The organism is Neptuniibacter halophilus, from assembly GCF_030295765.1.
Classification (GTDB): Bacteria; Pseudomonadota; Gammaproteobacteria; order Pseudomonadales; family Balneatricaceae; genus Neptuniibacter; species Neptuniibacter halophilus.
Genome location: NZ_AP027292.1, coordinates 2,690,307 through 2,706,339, shown reverse-complemented (window position 1 = coordinate 2,706,339; position 16,033 = coordinate 2,690,307). Strand labels below are relative to the sequence as shown.

The 16,033-nt window shown below is 52.4% G+C and carries 15 protein-coding genes; 6 read left to right on the top strand and 9 right to left on the bottom strand.

From position 1 onward, the window contains the following. Nucleotide 1: 1 nt before the first annotated feature. A complete protein-coding gene (locus tag QUD59_RS12585; protein ID WP_286237410.1) occupies nt 2–2,122 on the bottom strand; it encodes a type I secretion system permease/ATPase in 2,121 nt (706 codons plus the stop codon). Between the two features lie 89 nt (nt 2,123–2,211). Here QUD59_RS12585 and QUD59_RS12580 point away from each other — a divergent pair, with 89 nt between their 5' ends. Continuing rightward, complete coding sequence (locus QUD59_RS12580) at nt 2,212–2,577, top strand: hypothetical protein (RefSeq protein ID WP_286237408.1); 366 nt, start codon at nt 2,212–2,214, stop codon at nt 2,575–2,577. 24 nt (nt 2,578–2,601) lie between these two features. Here the strand turns inward: QUD59_RS12580 and QUD59_RS12575 are convergent, their stop codons facing one another. The 3 genes from QUD59_RS12575 to QUD59_RS12565 all read right to left on the bottom strand — a co-directional run bounded on the left by QUD59_RS12575 (nt 2,602) and on the right by QUD59_RS12565 (nt 6,552). Next, entirely contained in the window at nt 2,602–4,197 is a 1,596-nt protein-coding gene (locus QUD59_RS12575) for a tetratricopeptide repeat protein (protein ID WP_286237407.1), read from the bottom strand. Between the two features lie 129 nt (nt 4,198–4,326). Further along, nucleotides 4,327–5,553, bottom strand: coding sequence for an argininosuccinate synthase (locus tag QUD59_RS12570; protein ID WP_286237406.1), 1,227 nt, complete (start codon nt 5,551–5,553; stop codon nt 4,327–4,329). Nucleotides 5,554–5,691: 138 nt separating this feature from the next. Continuing rightward, nucleotides 5,692–6,552, bottom strand: coding sequence for a flagellar protein MotY (locus tag QUD59_RS12565; RefSeq protein ID WP_286237405.1), 861 nt, complete (start codon nt 6,550–6,552; stop codon nt 5,692–5,694). A gap of 176 nt (nt 6,553–6,728) precedes the next feature. On the opposite strand from QUD59_RS12565, the gene rnt reads away from it, so the two are divergent. Then, a complete protein-coding gene (gene rnt, locus QUD59_RS12560; protein WP_286237404.1) occupies nt 6,729–7,355 on the top strand; it encodes a ribonuclease T in 627 nt (208 codons plus the stop codon). A 56-nt stretch (nt 7,356–7,411) separates the two neighbouring features. Here rnt and QUD59_RS12555 read toward each other — a convergent pair whose 3' ends face one another. Together QUD59_RS12555 and grxD are read right to left on the bottom strand one after the other, a co-directional pair. Beyond that, entirely contained in the window at nt 7,412–8,014 is a 603-nt protein-coding gene (locus QUD59_RS12555) for a peroxiredoxin (protein ID WP_286237403.1), read from the bottom strand. Between the two features lie 90 nt (nt 8,015–8,104). Continuing rightward, nucleotides 8,105–8,440: a Grx4 family monothiol glutaredoxin gene (gene grxD / locus QUD59_RS12550; RefSeq protein ID WP_286237402.1), complete on the bottom strand. Its 336-nt coding sequence runs from the start codon at nt 8,438–8,440 to the stop codon at nt 8,105–8,107. A gap of 280 nt (nt 8,441–8,720) precedes the next feature. Here grxD and QUD59_RS12545 point away from each other — a divergent pair, with 280 nt between their 5' ends. From QUD59_RS12545 to QUD59_RS12530, 4 genes are all read left to right on the top strand, one after another. After that, complete coding sequence (locus QUD59_RS12545; protein ID WP_286237401.1) at nt 8,721–9,959, top strand: aspartate aminotransferase family protein; 1,239 nt, start codon at nt 8,721–8,723, stop codon at nt 9,957–9,959. Beyond that, entirely contained in the window at nt 9,956–10,861 is a 906-nt protein-coding gene (gene argF, locus QUD59_RS12540; protein WP_286237400.1) for an ornithine carbamoyltransferase, read from the top strand. Before QUD59_RS12545 ends, argF begins: the two co-directional genes overlap by 4 nt. Before the next feature lie 99 nt (nt 10,862–10,960). Next, the gene (locus QUD59_RS12535; protein WP_286237399.1) at nt 10,961–11,875 is read left to right on the top strand and encodes a LysR family transcriptional regulator; all 915 of its coding nucleotides are present in this window, start codon (nt 10,961–10,963) and stop codon (nt 11,873–11,875) included. A gap of 278 nt (nt 11,876–12,153) precedes the next feature. Beyond that, a complete protein-coding gene (locus tag QUD59_RS12530; protein ID WP_286237397.1) occupies nt 12,154–13,509 on the top strand; it encodes a class II 3-deoxy-7-phosphoheptulonate synthase in 1,356 nt (451 codons plus the stop codon). A 41-nt stretch (nt 13,510–13,550) separates the two neighbouring features. Here the strand turns inward: QUD59_RS12530 and QUD59_RS12525 are convergent, their stop codons facing one another. The 3 genes from QUD59_RS12525 to dcd all read right to left on the bottom strand — a co-directional run bounded on the left by QUD59_RS12525 (nt 13,551) and on the right by dcd (nt 15,891). Continuing rightward, nucleotides 13,551–14,357, bottom strand: a complete 807-nt coding sequence (locus tag QUD59_RS12525; RefSeq protein WP_286237396.1) for a hypothetical protein — start codon at nt 14,355–14,357, stop codon at nt 13,551–13,553. A gap of 292 nt (nt 14,358–14,649) precedes the next feature. After that, the gene (locus tag QUD59_RS12520) at nt 14,650–15,294 is read right to left on the bottom strand and encodes a hypothetical protein (RefSeq protein WP_286237394.1); all 645 of its coding nucleotides are present in this window, start codon (nt 15,292–15,294) and stop codon (nt 14,650–14,652) included. A 30-nt stretch (nt 15,295–15,324) separates the two neighbouring features. After that, on the bottom strand, nt 15,325–15,891 hold the full coding sequence (gene dcd, locus QUD59_RS12515; RefSeq protein ID WP_286237393.1) for a dCTP deaminase: 567 nt from the start codon (nt 15,889–15,891) through the stop codon (nt 15,325–15,327). Nucleotides 15,892–16,033: the final 142 nt, after the last annotated feature.

Genomic DNA, 16,033 nt, shown 5'->3' with positions numbered 1-16,033 from the left:
ATTACCTCTGAACCTGCAAACGGCCCTGCTTGAGAGCATCCAACACCGCATCCTTAGGACCATCAGCAATAACACGACCACCGTCCAGAACCAGAATTCGCTCCACCAGCGAAAGCAGAGACATCTTATGGGTCACCACCAGCATGGTTTTATCAACTGCATAATCCTTCAGCATTTTCTTAATCTGTTCCTCAGATGCGTTATCCATCGACGCGGTTGGCTCATCCAGAACCAGCACCTGCGGGTCGTGGATCAGGGTCCGGGCAATCGCTACCGATTGTCGCTGCCCTCCGGACAACGCCGCACCTCGCTCACCCACCTGCATATCGAATCCCTGCGGATGACGGTTAACCATATCCCCAACGCCGGTCATGTTAGCTACCTGAACCAGCTTGGCATCTTCGGTCTGGGGCGAACCGATAACAATATTGTCGCGTACACTGCCGGCGAACAGCATAATATCCTGCGGCACATAGCCCAGGTTACGCCGCAGATCGACCGGATCAATCTGATTGATATCGATTCCGTCGATCCTTACCGAACCCTCGGTAGGCGCGTACAGTCCAAGCAATAATTTTTCGATGGTGGTTTTGCCGGAACCAATCCGACCGATCAGCGCGACACGCTCACCCGGCTTAACGCTGAAGCTGACCCGATCTAAGGCCGGATGCTGCTCACCCGGGTACGCAAAGCTGACATTTTTAAACTCAATCGCCCCCTTAAACTTATCCCGGTGCACGAACTGCTGATCATCACCACGCTCGGATGGCAGTGCCATGATCTCGTTCAGACCTTTAAGGGCCGTAGATGCCTGATGAAAGCTGATCACCAGATTCGCCACCTGACTCATTGGCGCAATCGCACGCCCGGACAACATCACACAAGCGACCAGCGCCCCCATGGTCAGTTCCCGTTCGGTAATCAGATAGACACCGACAATCACAATACCCACCGAGGCCAGTTGCTGAGCAAACGAAGCAAAATTGACCACGGAAGCAGACAGGATCCGTGATTTAAGGCTCCACTTGGCAATATAACCCACCGCCTGCTCCCAACTGAGCTGCAACGATGAGCTGGCCCGCTGGGTCTTAACGGTTTCCATGGCCGTCAGGCTTTCAATCAGCGTAGAGCTTTTCTGTGCGTTGGAAGCAAAGGTTTTCTCAACCGCTTCACGGAGAAACGGACGCACAGCAAAAGAGAACAGAATAATTAACGGAATAACGGCAATCGGCACCAGTACAATGGGGCCACCGATGTAACTGATCACCAACAGGAACAGCACCGCAAACGGCAGATCAATCAGTACCACGTTGGTCGTCGAACTGAGAAAGCCCTTGATACTGTCGAACTCTCGCAGGTTACTGGCAAAGGACCCGACCGAAGTCGGCAAGGCACTGTACTTAAGCGACAGCACTTTCTCGAACAGCAGCGCCGAGAGCATCACATCGCCCTTTTTCCCCGCCACCTCGATAAAGTAGGCCCTTAACATTTTCAGGCCGAAATCGAACAGATAAACCACAAACACGCCGATCGCCAGCACCCACAGCGTTTCAATCGCATTATTGGGCACCACCCGGTCATAGACATTCATAACAAACAGAGGGTTGGCAATCACAAACAGGTTGATCAGAAACGAGGCAATCAGCACATCCCGGTAGATTGAAGCGGAACGCCTGATGGTTCCCCAGAACCAATGCCCTTTATGCCCCTCAAGCAGTTTGGACACCTGCTCCTGAAAGCGGTATTCAAGGCGTACAAAAATGGCGTATCCGGTATAGGACGCTTTAAGCCGATCACAACTGAGACGATGTTCACCGCCGCTCTCCGGCTGAATAATCAGCGCTTCACCATTTTTGTGATCGATCTCCTGCAGAATACAGGCCTGACCATTTTCCAGAATCATCACGGCCGGCAGGACTAAAGGGGAGATATCTTTCAGATCCCGACGCAGGATCTGCGCAGCAAAACCGGCACGTTTAGCTGCCCGGATAAACAGCTTCGGTGTCAGTTTATTGTCTTCAAGAGGCAGTCCATCACATAACACCTCCGGAGAGAAAGGCTTGTGATTTTGCTTGCTGAGATGCACCAGGCAACCGAGCAGAGGGTCTTTAACCGCTTCCATGAACCTTGACCTTAACCTTATATGAGAGAGATACTCAATTGACACCTGCTGAACGCAGGCCAAAAACTAATCCAATGTAGCAAATCAATATGTTATACGCCATACGTAATGATGAAGGACGCATCGTCAGCCTCTCGGAGACACTGCAACCCGGAGCTGAGCCCGTCGACATAAAAAACCGGGAAGTACTGGATTTTCTCTCCATCAATGATGAGGAGTTCTCCCCTGAAGAATTTCTCGCCCGGTCCGATATGGCAGTCGCCCGAATTTTTGAGGATCTGGTGGATGTATTGATTGCCAAAAACCTGATCATGTTCACCGACCTGCCAGAGATGGCACAGAAAAAGCTGCTTAGCCGTAAACTGGCGCGTAACATTGGCCGCGATGATACCGATGCAGTACAGCAGCCTGAGAACGGCCACTCCTTCCTGATTGAAGATGATGAGGTGTTCTGACGCTGCCGTCAGCCTCCCCCCCTGCTAACCGGCAGAAGAAGCGGCATCCTCATCGCCGTAATGATTCAACTGCCGGTACATCTCTGCGTAACGCTCGGCCAGTGTCCGGTATCGCTGCTGCTGCTTTTCAGATAACGCCCCAAAAGGAATAGTAGCCAGCACATCCCGCACCGACAACAAAATCCACAGGGCATTTTCACCACGCTTAGCCTTTTCAATACCACTCTGCACCAGATTCAGCGCAATTCCGGTATGCGCCGGCAACAACTCATTGGCGCGTCCGAACATCATAAAGGCCTTATCCAGATCACGATTACGGAAACTGGTCATCGCCGTGTAGTTGGCTTTACCCCACTCACTGGCGACCATGGTTTTATGCAACTCTTTCCAGCGTGCTTTGACTTCGGATTCAACTGAAGAGCCTTTAGCGGCATCCAGCATGACATCGAGCCACTTACACTGCTGCCCGGGAGTCATACGCATAAAGAAGTTGTAAGTCTGCTGCATCATCTGCTCAAGCCGTTGCTGCGTCGCATCCTGTCGATACAGGTCACAATTCACCAGCTTGGCCTTAAACATCACCTCAGGATCATCCGGGTGGTCCAGCACCACATCTTCCAGAACACGCAGCACCTCTGTTTCCACTGAAGCGATTTTATCCTTATTGGAGATAATCAATGCTCTGGCGAGGCCAAAGTAATGCACCGGATCCTGAAATGAAGAGTAGCGGGCGTAGCGTACCGCCTGCTGATACGCAGAACAGGCAATCGCCCACTCACCGGTCTGACACGCCAGATCGGCCAGCTCACTTTGCAGCGCAGGCACAGTGGGCTGAATCATCACCGCCTTTCGCATCAGCGTAACCGCCGGCCCCAGTTCGCCACGCACCCGATAGATACGCGCCAGCCAGGTGTAGGCCTCTACACAGATATGCTGCTGATCAACAATCCGGTTGAGGCACTTAAGCGCATCTTCGTATTCGCCCAGATTAAAGTGAGCAACCCCCTTACCCACCTCTGCCCAGGGCAGATCCCGGTTATTGGTTAATTGCACAAACAGCTCTTTAGCCTGGGTAAACCGTTTCATCCGCAGCAATGCAATACCACTGAGGCGCTGCAAAACGATACTCAGTCCGGGGAAATGAGTGGCCAGATCACGTGCCTGATCAAGCACCGCTTCATACTGACGGGAGTCCACCAGCTTCTCGATTGGACGCACAGCCTCTTTGATTCTTAGCTGCTTTTCCAGCCGGTGGCGCACTTTCGCTTCATCAAAAGGCTTGGAGATATAGGTATCGGGGGAGTTTTCCAGAGAGCCGAAGAGCAGTTCAGAGCTTTCAGGATCAACAATCAGAAAATAGGAGCTGGCTTTGGGGATAATTTTTTCAGCATTCGCCTCCTGCAGGAGCTGCAGGCCGTTTTTCTCATCCCTGCCCATATCATAAGAGGCAAAACAGAGATCAAACGTAAACTCCCGCATCAGCGTCAGGGCCATATTCACGGAAGCCGCGGCCTGAACTTGCCCCACACCCAAGCGACTCAGGATTTGTCGTAACGCCCCAAGGTCTTCGAGCTTGCTGTCTACAATGAGAGCCGACTTTCCTGAATAGTTGATTTCCATAGGCGCTGTACTGATAAGATAACGGCAAAAGTAGCATATAAATCAGGCCATTATCAAAGTTTAGGACAAGCTTGGAGCAATAAAAAACCCCACAGACAATCTGCAGGGTTTTTTTTCGATCATCAGGGATCAGTCTTCCAGCAAACTGCGCCCTTTGCTGGCTGCAATGCGCATCCGCAGTGCGTTCAGCTTAATAAAGCCAGCCGCGTCTTTCTGATCGTAAGAACCCGCATCATCTTCAAATGTAGCGATACTCTCGTCAAACAGACTTTCTTCAGAACGACGACCCACAACATCAACAGAACCTTTATACAGTTTAACCCGTACATCGCCGTTCACATTGCGCTGAGAGTAATCGATCAGCTGCTGCATCATCTTACGCTCTTCAGACCACCAGAAACCGTTGTAGATTACTTTAGCGTAGCGTGGCATCAGCTCATCTTTCAGATGCGCGGCTTCACGGTCCAGAGTGATGGACTCAATCGCACGATGCGCCTTGAGCATAATGGTGCCACCCGGTGTTTCGTAACAACCGCGGGACTTCATACCCACAAAACGGTTCTCAACGATGTCCAGACGGCCAACGCCGTTAGCGCCACCCACCTTGTTCAGATACTCAAGCACGGTGGCCGGAGACATCTGCTCACCGTTGATGGCAACGATATCACCTTTTTCGTAGGTCAGTTCCAGATAGGTCGCTTCATCCGGCGCCTGCTCAGGAGATACAGACCAGCGCCACATATCTTCTTCAGCTTCCGCCCACGGATCTTCCAGAATGCCGCCTTCGTAAGAGATGTGCAGCAGGTTAGCATCCATAGAGTACGGAGACTTTTTCTTGTTCTTGGCGAAATCAACTTCGATATTGTGATCTTCACAATACTGCATCAGTTTTTCGCGGGAGTTCAGATCCCACTCACGCCATGGTGCAATCACGTGTACACCCGGTTTCAGGGCGTAAGCGCCCAGTTCGAAACGAACCTGGTCATTACCTTTACCGGTCGCACCGTGGGAGATAGCATCCGCACCGGTCTCGTTAGCGATCTCAATCAGACGCTTAGCGATCAGCGGACGGGCAATGGAGGTACCCAGCAGGTACTCACCCTCATAAATGGTGTTCGCACGGAACATCGGGAAGACGTAATCGCGGACAAACTCTTCGCGCAGATCTTCGATATAGATCTCTTTAACGCCCAGAGCTTCTGCTTTGGCACGCGCTGGCTCTACCTCTTCACCCTGCCCCAGATCGGCAGTAAAGGTAACCACTTCTGCATTGTATTCATCTTGTAACCAGCGAACGATAACCGACGTATCCAGTCCACCGGAGTAGGCCAGAACGACCTTTTTGATCTCGGACATTCTCAAGCTCCAACTTGCGAACAATTTCGCCCCGCGTAAGGCGAGGCAGAAAGGAATTTCAAATTAAGCGCGGCATTATAGCAGATAACCGGATTGACACACATCCGCCCGACAAGAATTTGTCAAACGGGTTTAAATTCAGTCACGCTCCAGGCGGATAGTGACCCGTCGGTTACGATCCCGGTTCTTTTTACTGTTATTCTCAACCACCGGATATCGCTCACCGTGGTAGCGGGTGGTGATCATGGCCGGATCCAGACCAAGGCTGATCAGGTAAGCCGTCACCTCCTCAGCCCGTCGTTTAGAGATATCCCGGTTCATCAGACGACGACCGAGATTATCTGAGTGGCCATCCACATAAACCCCCGAGACAGCCTCATCGTTTTTCACGTAGAGCGCAATCAGATCAAGACGTTCGCGGGAAGCATCGGACAAACGCCACTGAGATGACGGAAACAAAATAGCAGTACGCGCCACCTGACGAAAATTAACCGGCAGCAAGCCCGCCGTACAGGCCACATAATCGCTGTATGCCGACTGGAAATTCACCGCGGAGACTGAAACCCGCAATGACTCTTCGGTACCGTACCAGGCGGCACCGGTAAAAGTAGGCATCAGCCCCTTATACAGCGCCGCCAGCATATTCTGCGTCTGCTCCGGCGCCACTTCGAGATAACCGGTACGCTCTTCAGGCTTTATCCGGCCGATTGGACGAGGCGCGATTCCCGGCTGCCAGGGCGCCGCTTCAGCCACCAGACTGGCCCCCTGACTAAAATGGATATTCTCAGTTGGCCGCAAAACAAAGTGCACCCGTTCGCCAGCTTCATGCAGAAACACAGCCGAACCAAACGAAGGGATCACCTGACTCAGCGTACAACTGAACTTTGACGCTTCCAACTGCCACCGGGAATCATCAATAGAGCTTCTGAAGGTCGCAGCCTGAAGCGATAACCCCATGAGACTGAAGATAATAGCGAGAAGAAAACGAACACGTACCATTAATGCTGCCTGTTAAAAATCAGATGATCTAATGATAGTTCGGCTAAAAGCCCAGATTCTTGAGAGCACATTTTGAGTGACCGCTGTTACGCTGCTAGAATACCCCGCATATTAAACGGAAACCCTCTGCCAAGTAAGGGCAACTCTTGACACACCATAACGATAGCAAACACCCGATGGCAAACCGTTTCCGCGGTTTCCTGCCTGTAGTCGTAGACGTTGAAACAGCCGGCTTCAATGCCCGTACCGATGCCCTGCTCGAGATCGCCGCCGTCACCCTGACCATGGATGAAAATGGTTTTCTGATTATTGATCAAAGTTTCGAAGCGCAGGTAGAACCCTTTGAAGGCGCCAATCTGGAACGATCAGCCCTGGAATTTACCGGCATCGATCCATTCGATCCTGAGCGCGAAGCCGTGCCGGAACGCGAAGCCATGGAAGAGATCTTCAAGCCGGTCCGCAAAGCGATTAAAGCGCACGATTGCAAACGCGCAGTGCTTGTAGGCCACAACGCTTCTTTTGATCAGGGCTTTGTCAATGCAGCGGCGAACCGCTCAGATATCAAGCGCAACCCGTTTCACCCGTTTTCCACTTTCGACACAGCCACACTGGCCGGACTGGCCTTCGGCCAGACCGTACTGGCCAAAGCCTGTCAGGCAGCAGGCATAGAGTTCGACGGCAAACAGGCCCACTCGGCGCTGTACGACACCATGAAGACCGCAGAACTGTTCTGCATCATCGTCAATCGCTGGAAAGAGCTGGGCGGCTGGGATCTGGTCGATCCGATCACCGACGAAGAGTAATCATCCAGACACAAAAAAACCGCCAGATGGCGGTTTTTTTATGAGCTAAGCCCGAATTACAGCTTGTCAGCTTCTTCAGACAGGTAAGATGCAACACCTTCAGGAGATGCAACCATACCTTTATCGCCCTGGTTCCAGCCTGCCGGACAAACTTCACCGTGTTCCTGGTGGAACGCCAGCGCGTCAACCATACGCAGCATTTCATCAACGTTACGACCCAGTGGCAGATCGTTAACAACCTGGTGACGAACCAGACCGTCTTCGTCGATCAGGAAAGAACCACGGAAAGCAACACCACCTTCAGACTCAACGTCGTAAGACTGGCAGATGCTGTGAGTCATATCCGCTACCAGCGTGTAGTTAACAGGGCCGATACCGCCTTCGTTAACCGGAGTGTTACGCCAAGCGTTGTGAGAGAAGTGGGAATCGATAGATACACCGATCACTTCAACGTTACGCTTCTTGAACTCTTCGATACGGTGATCGAATGCCAGCAGCTCAGAAGGGCAAACAAAAGTGAAGTCCAGTGGGTAGAAGAATACTACTGCTTTCTTGCCTTTAGTGGCTTCTGACAGTGTGAAAGTATCAACGATTTCACCAGTACCCAGTACCGCTGGTGCTGTAAAGTCAGGAGCCTGTTTGCCTACAAGTACGCCCATTTTGCTATTTCTCCATTAAGTGCTTTCTAGCGTTTAAGGTTTTTATGATAAAAAAGGTCGCGATAAAATCAAGCAGCGACCTGGCAGAAATTATTCCGCGCCCTGCTCAGCCGGACCAGCCGCTTCTTTAATGACCTGAGCCAGCTCGCCGCTCTCAGCCATTTCGCAGATAATATCGCAACCGCCGATCAGCTCGCCTTTCACCCACAACTGCGGGAAAGTTGGCCAGTTAGCATATTTTGGTAGTTCAGCACGGATTTCAGGATTTTCAAGAATATTTACAAAAGCAAAACGTTCGCCACAAGCCATAACCGCTTCAGACGCACGTGAGGAAAAACCGCACTGCGGAAAACGTGGCGTCCCTTTCATATAAAGCAGAATATCGTTGTTTTCAATCTGCTCTTTGATGGTATCAATTACGCTCATTCATACACCTATATCATCATATGTCAGTCGCACACTCGAGTGCGTGCCGTGGCGGACAATGTACCACATATCCGACCATTTTACTCTGACAATGTACATTTGCTTTTATTAATCACCTTTATAAATAAAATTAATTAGCCCTCCCGATAGAGTGTGTTTTTTTATCCACAGCCATCCTCCCTCCGCGTTTCACCCTTGCCAAACGACATAAAGCTGCCTATTATTTGCCCTCTGATCTGGCAGCCTTGGCTGCCTTTTTGCGTTTAGGGAACAAAAAAACATGGCTGTAGAATCGATTATGTCCACCTACAACCGGCTCTCTGTCGCGTTTGAACGCGGCGAAGGCAGCTGGCTGTATGATACTGATGGTAATAAATACCTGGATGCGCTCTGCGGTATCGCTGTCTGCGGTCTGGGTCACGCTCACCCCGCTGTTACGCACGCTATCTGCGAACAGGCCGGCAAAGTGCTACACACCTCCAACCTGTACACTATTCCGAACCAGCAGCAGTTGGCCGAGCGCCTGACTCAGATTTCCGGTATGGATAACGTCTTCTTCGGAAACTCCGGCGCGGAAGCGAACGAAGCAGCAATTAAACTGGCCCGCCGCTACGGTCACAAAGTTCGCAATCTGGATAATCCTGCGATCATTGTGATGGAAAACTCCTTCCACGGCCGTACGCTGGCAACCCTGAGCGCAACAGGCAACCGATCAGCCCAGGCAGGTTTTGAACCACTGGTCAGCGGTTTTGTCCGCGCACCCTACGATGATGTTGATGCGGTTCGTAAAATCGCTGAGAGCAACCCTAATGTGGTGGCCGTACTGGTCGAACCGATTCAGGGCGAATCGGGCATCCGTATTCCTGCAGACAATTACCTGAATCAGCTACGCGATCTCTGTGACGAGTTTGATATGCTGCTGATGCTGGATGAAGTACAGAGCGGCAACGGCCGGTCCGGTAAATACTTTGCCTACCAGCATAACGGCATCATGCCGGACGTAGTCACTACCGCAAAAGGCCTAGGCAACGGCGTACCTATTGGCGCCTGCCTGGCTAAAGGCAAAGCCGCTGAGGTTCTGACCGCTGGTACCCACGGCTCCACCTATGGCGGCAACCCGTTGAGCTGTGCCGCCGCACTGGCTGTAGTCAACACGATCATGGATGAAAATCTGTGTGAGCGCGCAGCAGAACTGGGCGACAAAATCGTTGCCGGTTTCCGCGAACAGCTCGGCCATGCCGATTACATCAAAGAGATCCGTCACAAGGGCCTGCTGGTCGCTATCGAGCTGAACGAAGCCGGCACTGAACTGGCTGTTCTGGCGAAAGTTAAAGGCATTCTGCTCAATGTCACCGGCGGCGGCAAAGTCGTACGTATGTTGCCACCCCTGACGATGACCGATAACGAAGCCGACCTACTGGTTAACACCCTGTCGCAGATTATCCGCGTTTATGCCGCGGATGAGCGTATCTCCGAAGGAGATGACAGCACTCCCGCAGCAGAACGAAGAGTAAAATGAGTATCAGACACTTCCTGACATTGCGTGACCTGAGCACCGACGAGCTGCGCCAGCTCGTTCGCCGTGCCAGCGAGCTTAAGGCGATTCGTAACCGCAACGAAGTTTATGAACCGCTGAAAAACAAAGTAATGGCGATGATCTTTGAAAAATCATCAACCCGTACCCGTGTCTCCTTTGAAGCAGGCATGGCACAGTTTGGTGGTCACGCCATGTTCCTCTCTCCGCGCGATACCCAGTTGGGTCGCGGCGAGCCGATCAGCGACAGCGCCCGGGTGATCTCGAGCATGGTCGATGTGGTAATGATCCGCACCTTCAGCCACGAGCTGGTAGAAGAGTTTGCCGCCAACTCCAAGGTCCCGGTAATCAACGCACTGACCGATGAGTATCACCCATGCCAGTTACTGGCCGATATGCAGACCTACTTCGAGCATCGCGGTGATATTCAGGGCAAAACCGTCACCTGGATCGGCGATGGCAATAATATGTGCCACTCTTACATCAACGCGGCGCATCAGTTCGATTTCAAACTCAACATCGCCTGTCCTGAAGGGTTTGAGCCCGATGCAGCGCTGATTGAAGAGCACGGTGATCGCCTGTTCATTACCAACTCCCCTGAAGAAGCCGTCAGTGGCAGCGATCTGGTCGTGACGGATGTCTGGGCCTCAATGGGCCAGGAAGAGGAGCAGAAAGAGCGCGAAGCTCAATTTGCCAACTTCCAGGTTTCCCCGGCGCTGATGGACAAAGCCAACCCGGACGCACTGTTTATGCACTGCCTGCCGGCGCACCGTGGTGAAGAGGTCAGTGAAGATATGCTGGATGACCCGCGCTCAGTGGTGTACGACGAAGCGGAAAATCGCCTGCATGCGCAGAAAGCGCTGCTGGAGTTCCTGCTCGTCAAATAATACGGGGCAGGCAATTCTTCGGGGATTGCCTGCCCTTATTGTCTGGCCGTACTATACTGCCTATACCCTGCGACAATCGACGATCAGCGGAGAGGATGAATGATTGAGCTGCGCCACCTTAAAACGTTGTCAGCCCTACGGGATGCAGGCAGTCTGGTTGAGGCTGCAGAGCGCGTTCATCTCACCCAGTCAGCCCTTTCACATCAGATTAAAGATCTGGAAGACCGGCTTAGCTGCTCGCTGTTTATCCGTAAGACCAAACCAATCTGCTTTACCAGTGCCGGCCAGCGCCTGCTGACTCTGGCCGATGAAATTCTGCCGATGATCCGCAATACCGAACGGGATATCGCCCGTCTGGCTGGCGGTGAAGCCGGGCGCCTGAACCTCTGCATTGAGTGCCATAGCTGTTTTGACTGGCTGATGCCCACCATTGACCACTTCCGTCAGCACTGGCCTGAAGTGGAGCTGGATCTGTCCAGCGGCTTCAGCTTTCAACCCCTGCCGGCGCTTGCCCGCGGCGATCTTGATCTGGTGATCACCTCTGACCCTGAAGCCCGTACCGGCATCACCTATATTCCGCTGTTCACTTACGAATCCCGTCTGGCCATCAGCAAACAGCACCGGCTGATGGCACGACGCTATATTCACCCGGAAGATCTGGCTCAGGAAACCCTGATCACCTACCCGGTTGAACACCAGCGACTCGACATCTTCAACCATTTTCTGGATGCAGCGGATGTTGAACCGGCAACGATCCGCACCGCAGAACTGACCGTGATGATGCTGCAACTGGTCGCCAGCGGCCGGGGTGTCGCCGCCCTTCCAAACTGGGCACTGCATGAGTACATTCAGCGCGACTATATCGCCTCGCGCCCACTCGGCGAAAAAGGGGTCTGGTGCACCCTTTATGCAGCGATCCGGGATGATCAGAAAGACGCTGAATTTATGGTCGATTTCCTTAATACCGCAAAAGATGTATCCTTCCGTAATCTGACGGGTATCAAGACCGCTTAAATAACCGTATACTCGGTGTATCAATCGCCATATCGATCAAGAACAGAGCAGTGAAAAGCAATACCTTAAGCTTCAACAAACAATGTTCAGCGGACTCCGCTGCACTGGCTTTTTATTCTCACTCCTACTTTATCTAGGTCTGTGGGTTTTGTGCTACCTGCACAAAATTGACAGGCCGCCCCTCATCCGTATACCCGCAAGTTCAGCTTGCACACCTAGCGACCCTATTTAGATTTATCACTGCAGCAGACAGACTGCAGATTATCAGGAAGATTAAGATGACAACTTCGATTTGGACCCCTCAGAGCTGGAGAGAGAAACCGATTGTCCAGCAGCCAAGCTACCCGAACCAGGCCGCCCTGCATGAAGCCGAAGACAAGCTCAGCAAGATGCCACCACTGGTCTTTGCAGGCGAGATCAATCAACTGAAAACCGATCTGGCCAACGTTGCTAAAGGCAAGGCGTTTCTGTTGCAGGGTGGCGACTGCGCCGAAAGCTTCAGCGAATTCAATGCCAACAAGATTCGCGATACATTCAAGGTATTGATGCAGATGGCAGTCGTGATGACGTTCTCTGCCAGTTGCCCTGTGGTTAAAGTCGGTCGTATTGCCGGTCAGTATGCCAAGCCCCGCTCCGCCGATATGGAAACCATCGACGGTGTCGAACTGCCCAGCTACCGCGGTGATATTATTAACGATATCAACTTCAACCCGGCAGCCCGTGAAGCCGACCCGGAACGATTGGTAACTGCTTACCATCAGGCCGCTTCCACACTCAATCTGCTACGCGCCTTTGCACGAGGCGGTTTTGCCGACCTGCATCAGGTACACGCCTGGAACCAGAGCTTTGTTACCAACAGCCCGCTGAGCAATAAATACCAGGACCTGGCTGATCAGATCGATCAGACCCTGCGTTTCATGGCGGCCTGCGGCATCAATTCAAAGAACACGCCACAGTTGCATGAAACATCGCTGTACACCTCTCACGAGGCACTGCTACTCGGCTACGAAGAAGCACTGACCCGTCAGGACAGCCTCTCCGGTAACTGGTATGACTGTTCCGCCCACATGCTCTGGATCGGTGACCGGACCCGTCAGCCCGATCATGCACACGTGGAATTCCTGCGCGGTGTCGAAAACCCGGTGGGGATCAAAGTAGGCCCAAGCACCAAAATCGATGATCTGGAACGCCTGCTGGCGATTCTGAACCCGAAAAACGAAGCCGGTCGGATTACCCTGATCGCGCGCATGGGCGCTGAGAAGATCACTGAATTCCTGCCACCACTGGTACGTGCTGTGAAAGCCTCTGGTCAGCAGGTTGTGTGGAGTTCAGACCCGATGCACGGCAATACCATTAAAGCCTCAAGCGGTTATAAAACCCGCAGTGTGGATGCCATTCTGCGCGAAATGAAAGGCTTCTTCGAAGTACACAAAGCGGAAGGCACTCACGCCGGTGGTGTTCACTTCGAAATGACCGGCCAGAACGTAACGGAATGTATCGGTGGCGCCTACATGATCAGCGAACAGGATCTGGCAGATCGCTACCACACTCATTGCGACCCACGTCTGAATGGTGAACAGGCACTGGAACTGGCGTTTCTGATTGCCGACACCCTGAAAGCTGCCCGCTGCTGATGGGTTCAGCCTGCCCCGCTGGGGCAGGCTGTTACTGTTTTTTAATGCAGCGTCGGGGGCTCTTCCGGCTGATCCGGGACCACAATATGACCGCTGCTGTCGAGCATCAATACACCCTGCTCCACACCCAGCTCCAGCATCTGATGTAACATCATCCGGGTCAGGTGCGCACTGATAATCAGCCCCGCAGGCGGATCACCGTCAAACAGTTCTTCATCAATCAGATCTTCTGGCCGCAATCCCAGCAACAGCGGATTCTCAGCGATCAGAGGTGCAATATCTTCCGGGGCAAAAACGGAATAGTCAGAGGAGATATCCAACGCCAGTTGGTAGGCATCCCGCTCCCGGGTATTCTCTCGTAACAGATCCAGAAACGCCGCTTCGGCAGCAGAAAAGATCTGGCTCAACTGGCTGACTCCGCCCTGAGCAATCACCTGCTTCGCGTGCTCGGAACGGCTGTAATCCGCCTCGATGATATATTGCGCATCCTGAGCAAGTTCCTCGTCATCCACCAGCACATTGCCCTCTTCATCCACATCGAGCCAGTCCTGTTCCACAGCCACTGCCATCAATCCCTCCAGTGCGGCAGCGAGAATATTGCTGCAGATAATCACACCCACAGACGGGTTTTCACTCTCCTGCCGGTTCATAATCAGCTCACCGGCACGGGCTGCCAGCAATGTCGGATCCTGCTGAATGATCTCTGCCAGCCGATCCGTCTCCAGAAACAGCTTTTCATGGCAGAGCCTTTCTGCGGTGAGGTAGGGTTCCGTGCAGCCGTTGGCCTGCATACGTGCAATATATTCAATACGTATATCTTCCAGCAGCGCGGTGAGCAATCCACTCATAAAGGGTCCTATGGCTGATCTGACGGGAAAATTTGTCATAAATAACTAAGATAACTACGACAATGGTCGATTGTAACCAAGGAAGCAACTAAAAACGCCAGGAAGGGGGAGAAAAATGCAATCCAAGGATAAAGACGATAAACCCAGAGAAGAGGAAGAAGGCAGTATCTACGTGCTTTCTGATAACTAAACCCAGAACCTGATCAACTGCTGATCGGGAATCTCGTCCGACCGCACTGCGGTCGGCTACGAAGCAAGCAGGCTGAGGCCACCACAGCAGCGGCCTGCTTTATCAATGCAGCGTCAGCCCTATCGGATTGACCTGAGTTTTGATTTCATCAAAACCTTCGCGCAGATCGAGTAGTCGGGTCAGGCCGTGATCTTCCGGTGATGGCGGCAGTTCAAACCAGTCCAGCGCCCAGACTTTCGTCATCAGTTCATACTCACCGATCAGGGCATCGAGGTAGATCATCACCGCTTCTACACGGGGGTCCATATCCAGCACGGTAGGCGCATCTTCCAGATAGACCTCAAGATGCAGGTGCTTGTTAACCACCACCAGACGACACCAGAAATCTCCGATCTCACAATACTCATCGCCAATATTTACCGACAACGGTACCGGGTCATAGCGGTTATTAAACGCCTTGAATTCGATACCAGACAATTCCGGTGCTGCGCCGATCAGGCTTAGCACTGCATGAATTGACTCCGGAAAGCCGTCGCAGCCGAACACCATCTCCACCGAGCCATCATTATCGGCATCGCTCTGGAAATGAAAGGTCAGGTTACGGTCGATCTTCTGCAACTGCTCCCGATACTGTTTCAGCAGGGGCTCAGCTTCAAAACGGTCGTCACTCCGGCTGGAAAGCAACTGCTCAATAGTTTCCTGCAACTGCTCCCAGAAGGAACGGATCTGGTTTCTGTCTAGAATCATCAAAACGGGTGTATATCTCGCCGGTTCGGATCAGGTACGGGGTACAACGACGCCAGTCTGGCCCTGATACTTACCATTTCGGTCTTTATAAGAGGTTTCACAGATCTCATCGCCCTGCAGGAACAGCATCTGCGCCACACCTTCGTTGGCATAGATCTTCGCTGGCAGCGGAGTGGTATTGGAGAACTCCAGTGTAACGTGCCCTTCCCACTCAGGTTCCAGAGGCGTTACATTGACGATGATGCCACAACGGGCATAGGTGCTTTTCCCCAGACAGATGGTCAGCACATCACGGGGAATCTTGAAGTATTCTACGGTGCGGGCCAGCGCGAAAGAGTTCGGCGGAATAATGCACACATCCGACTCAATATCGACAAAGCTGCCTTCATCAAAATCTTTCGGGTCAACCACTGAGGAGTTGATGTTAGTGAAGATTTTGAACTCGTTGGCACAACGAACATCGTAGCCGTAACTGGAAGTACCGTAGGATACAATCCGAGAGCCATTCACTTCCCGAACCTGACCCGGTTCAAACGGTGAAATCATCTCTTTCTCTTCCGCCATCCGGCGAATCCAGCTATCTGCTTTAATGCCCATATTGGCCTTTCCACATCCGTAGTCAAAAATATCGAGGCGGGAATTGTACCTTTTTTCGGGCATTTCGACAAAAACAAAGCACAGCCGGGCAGGAAAAAAATAGCCTCAAAAAGAGGCTATTTATAAAACGTGTTAAAGCGGC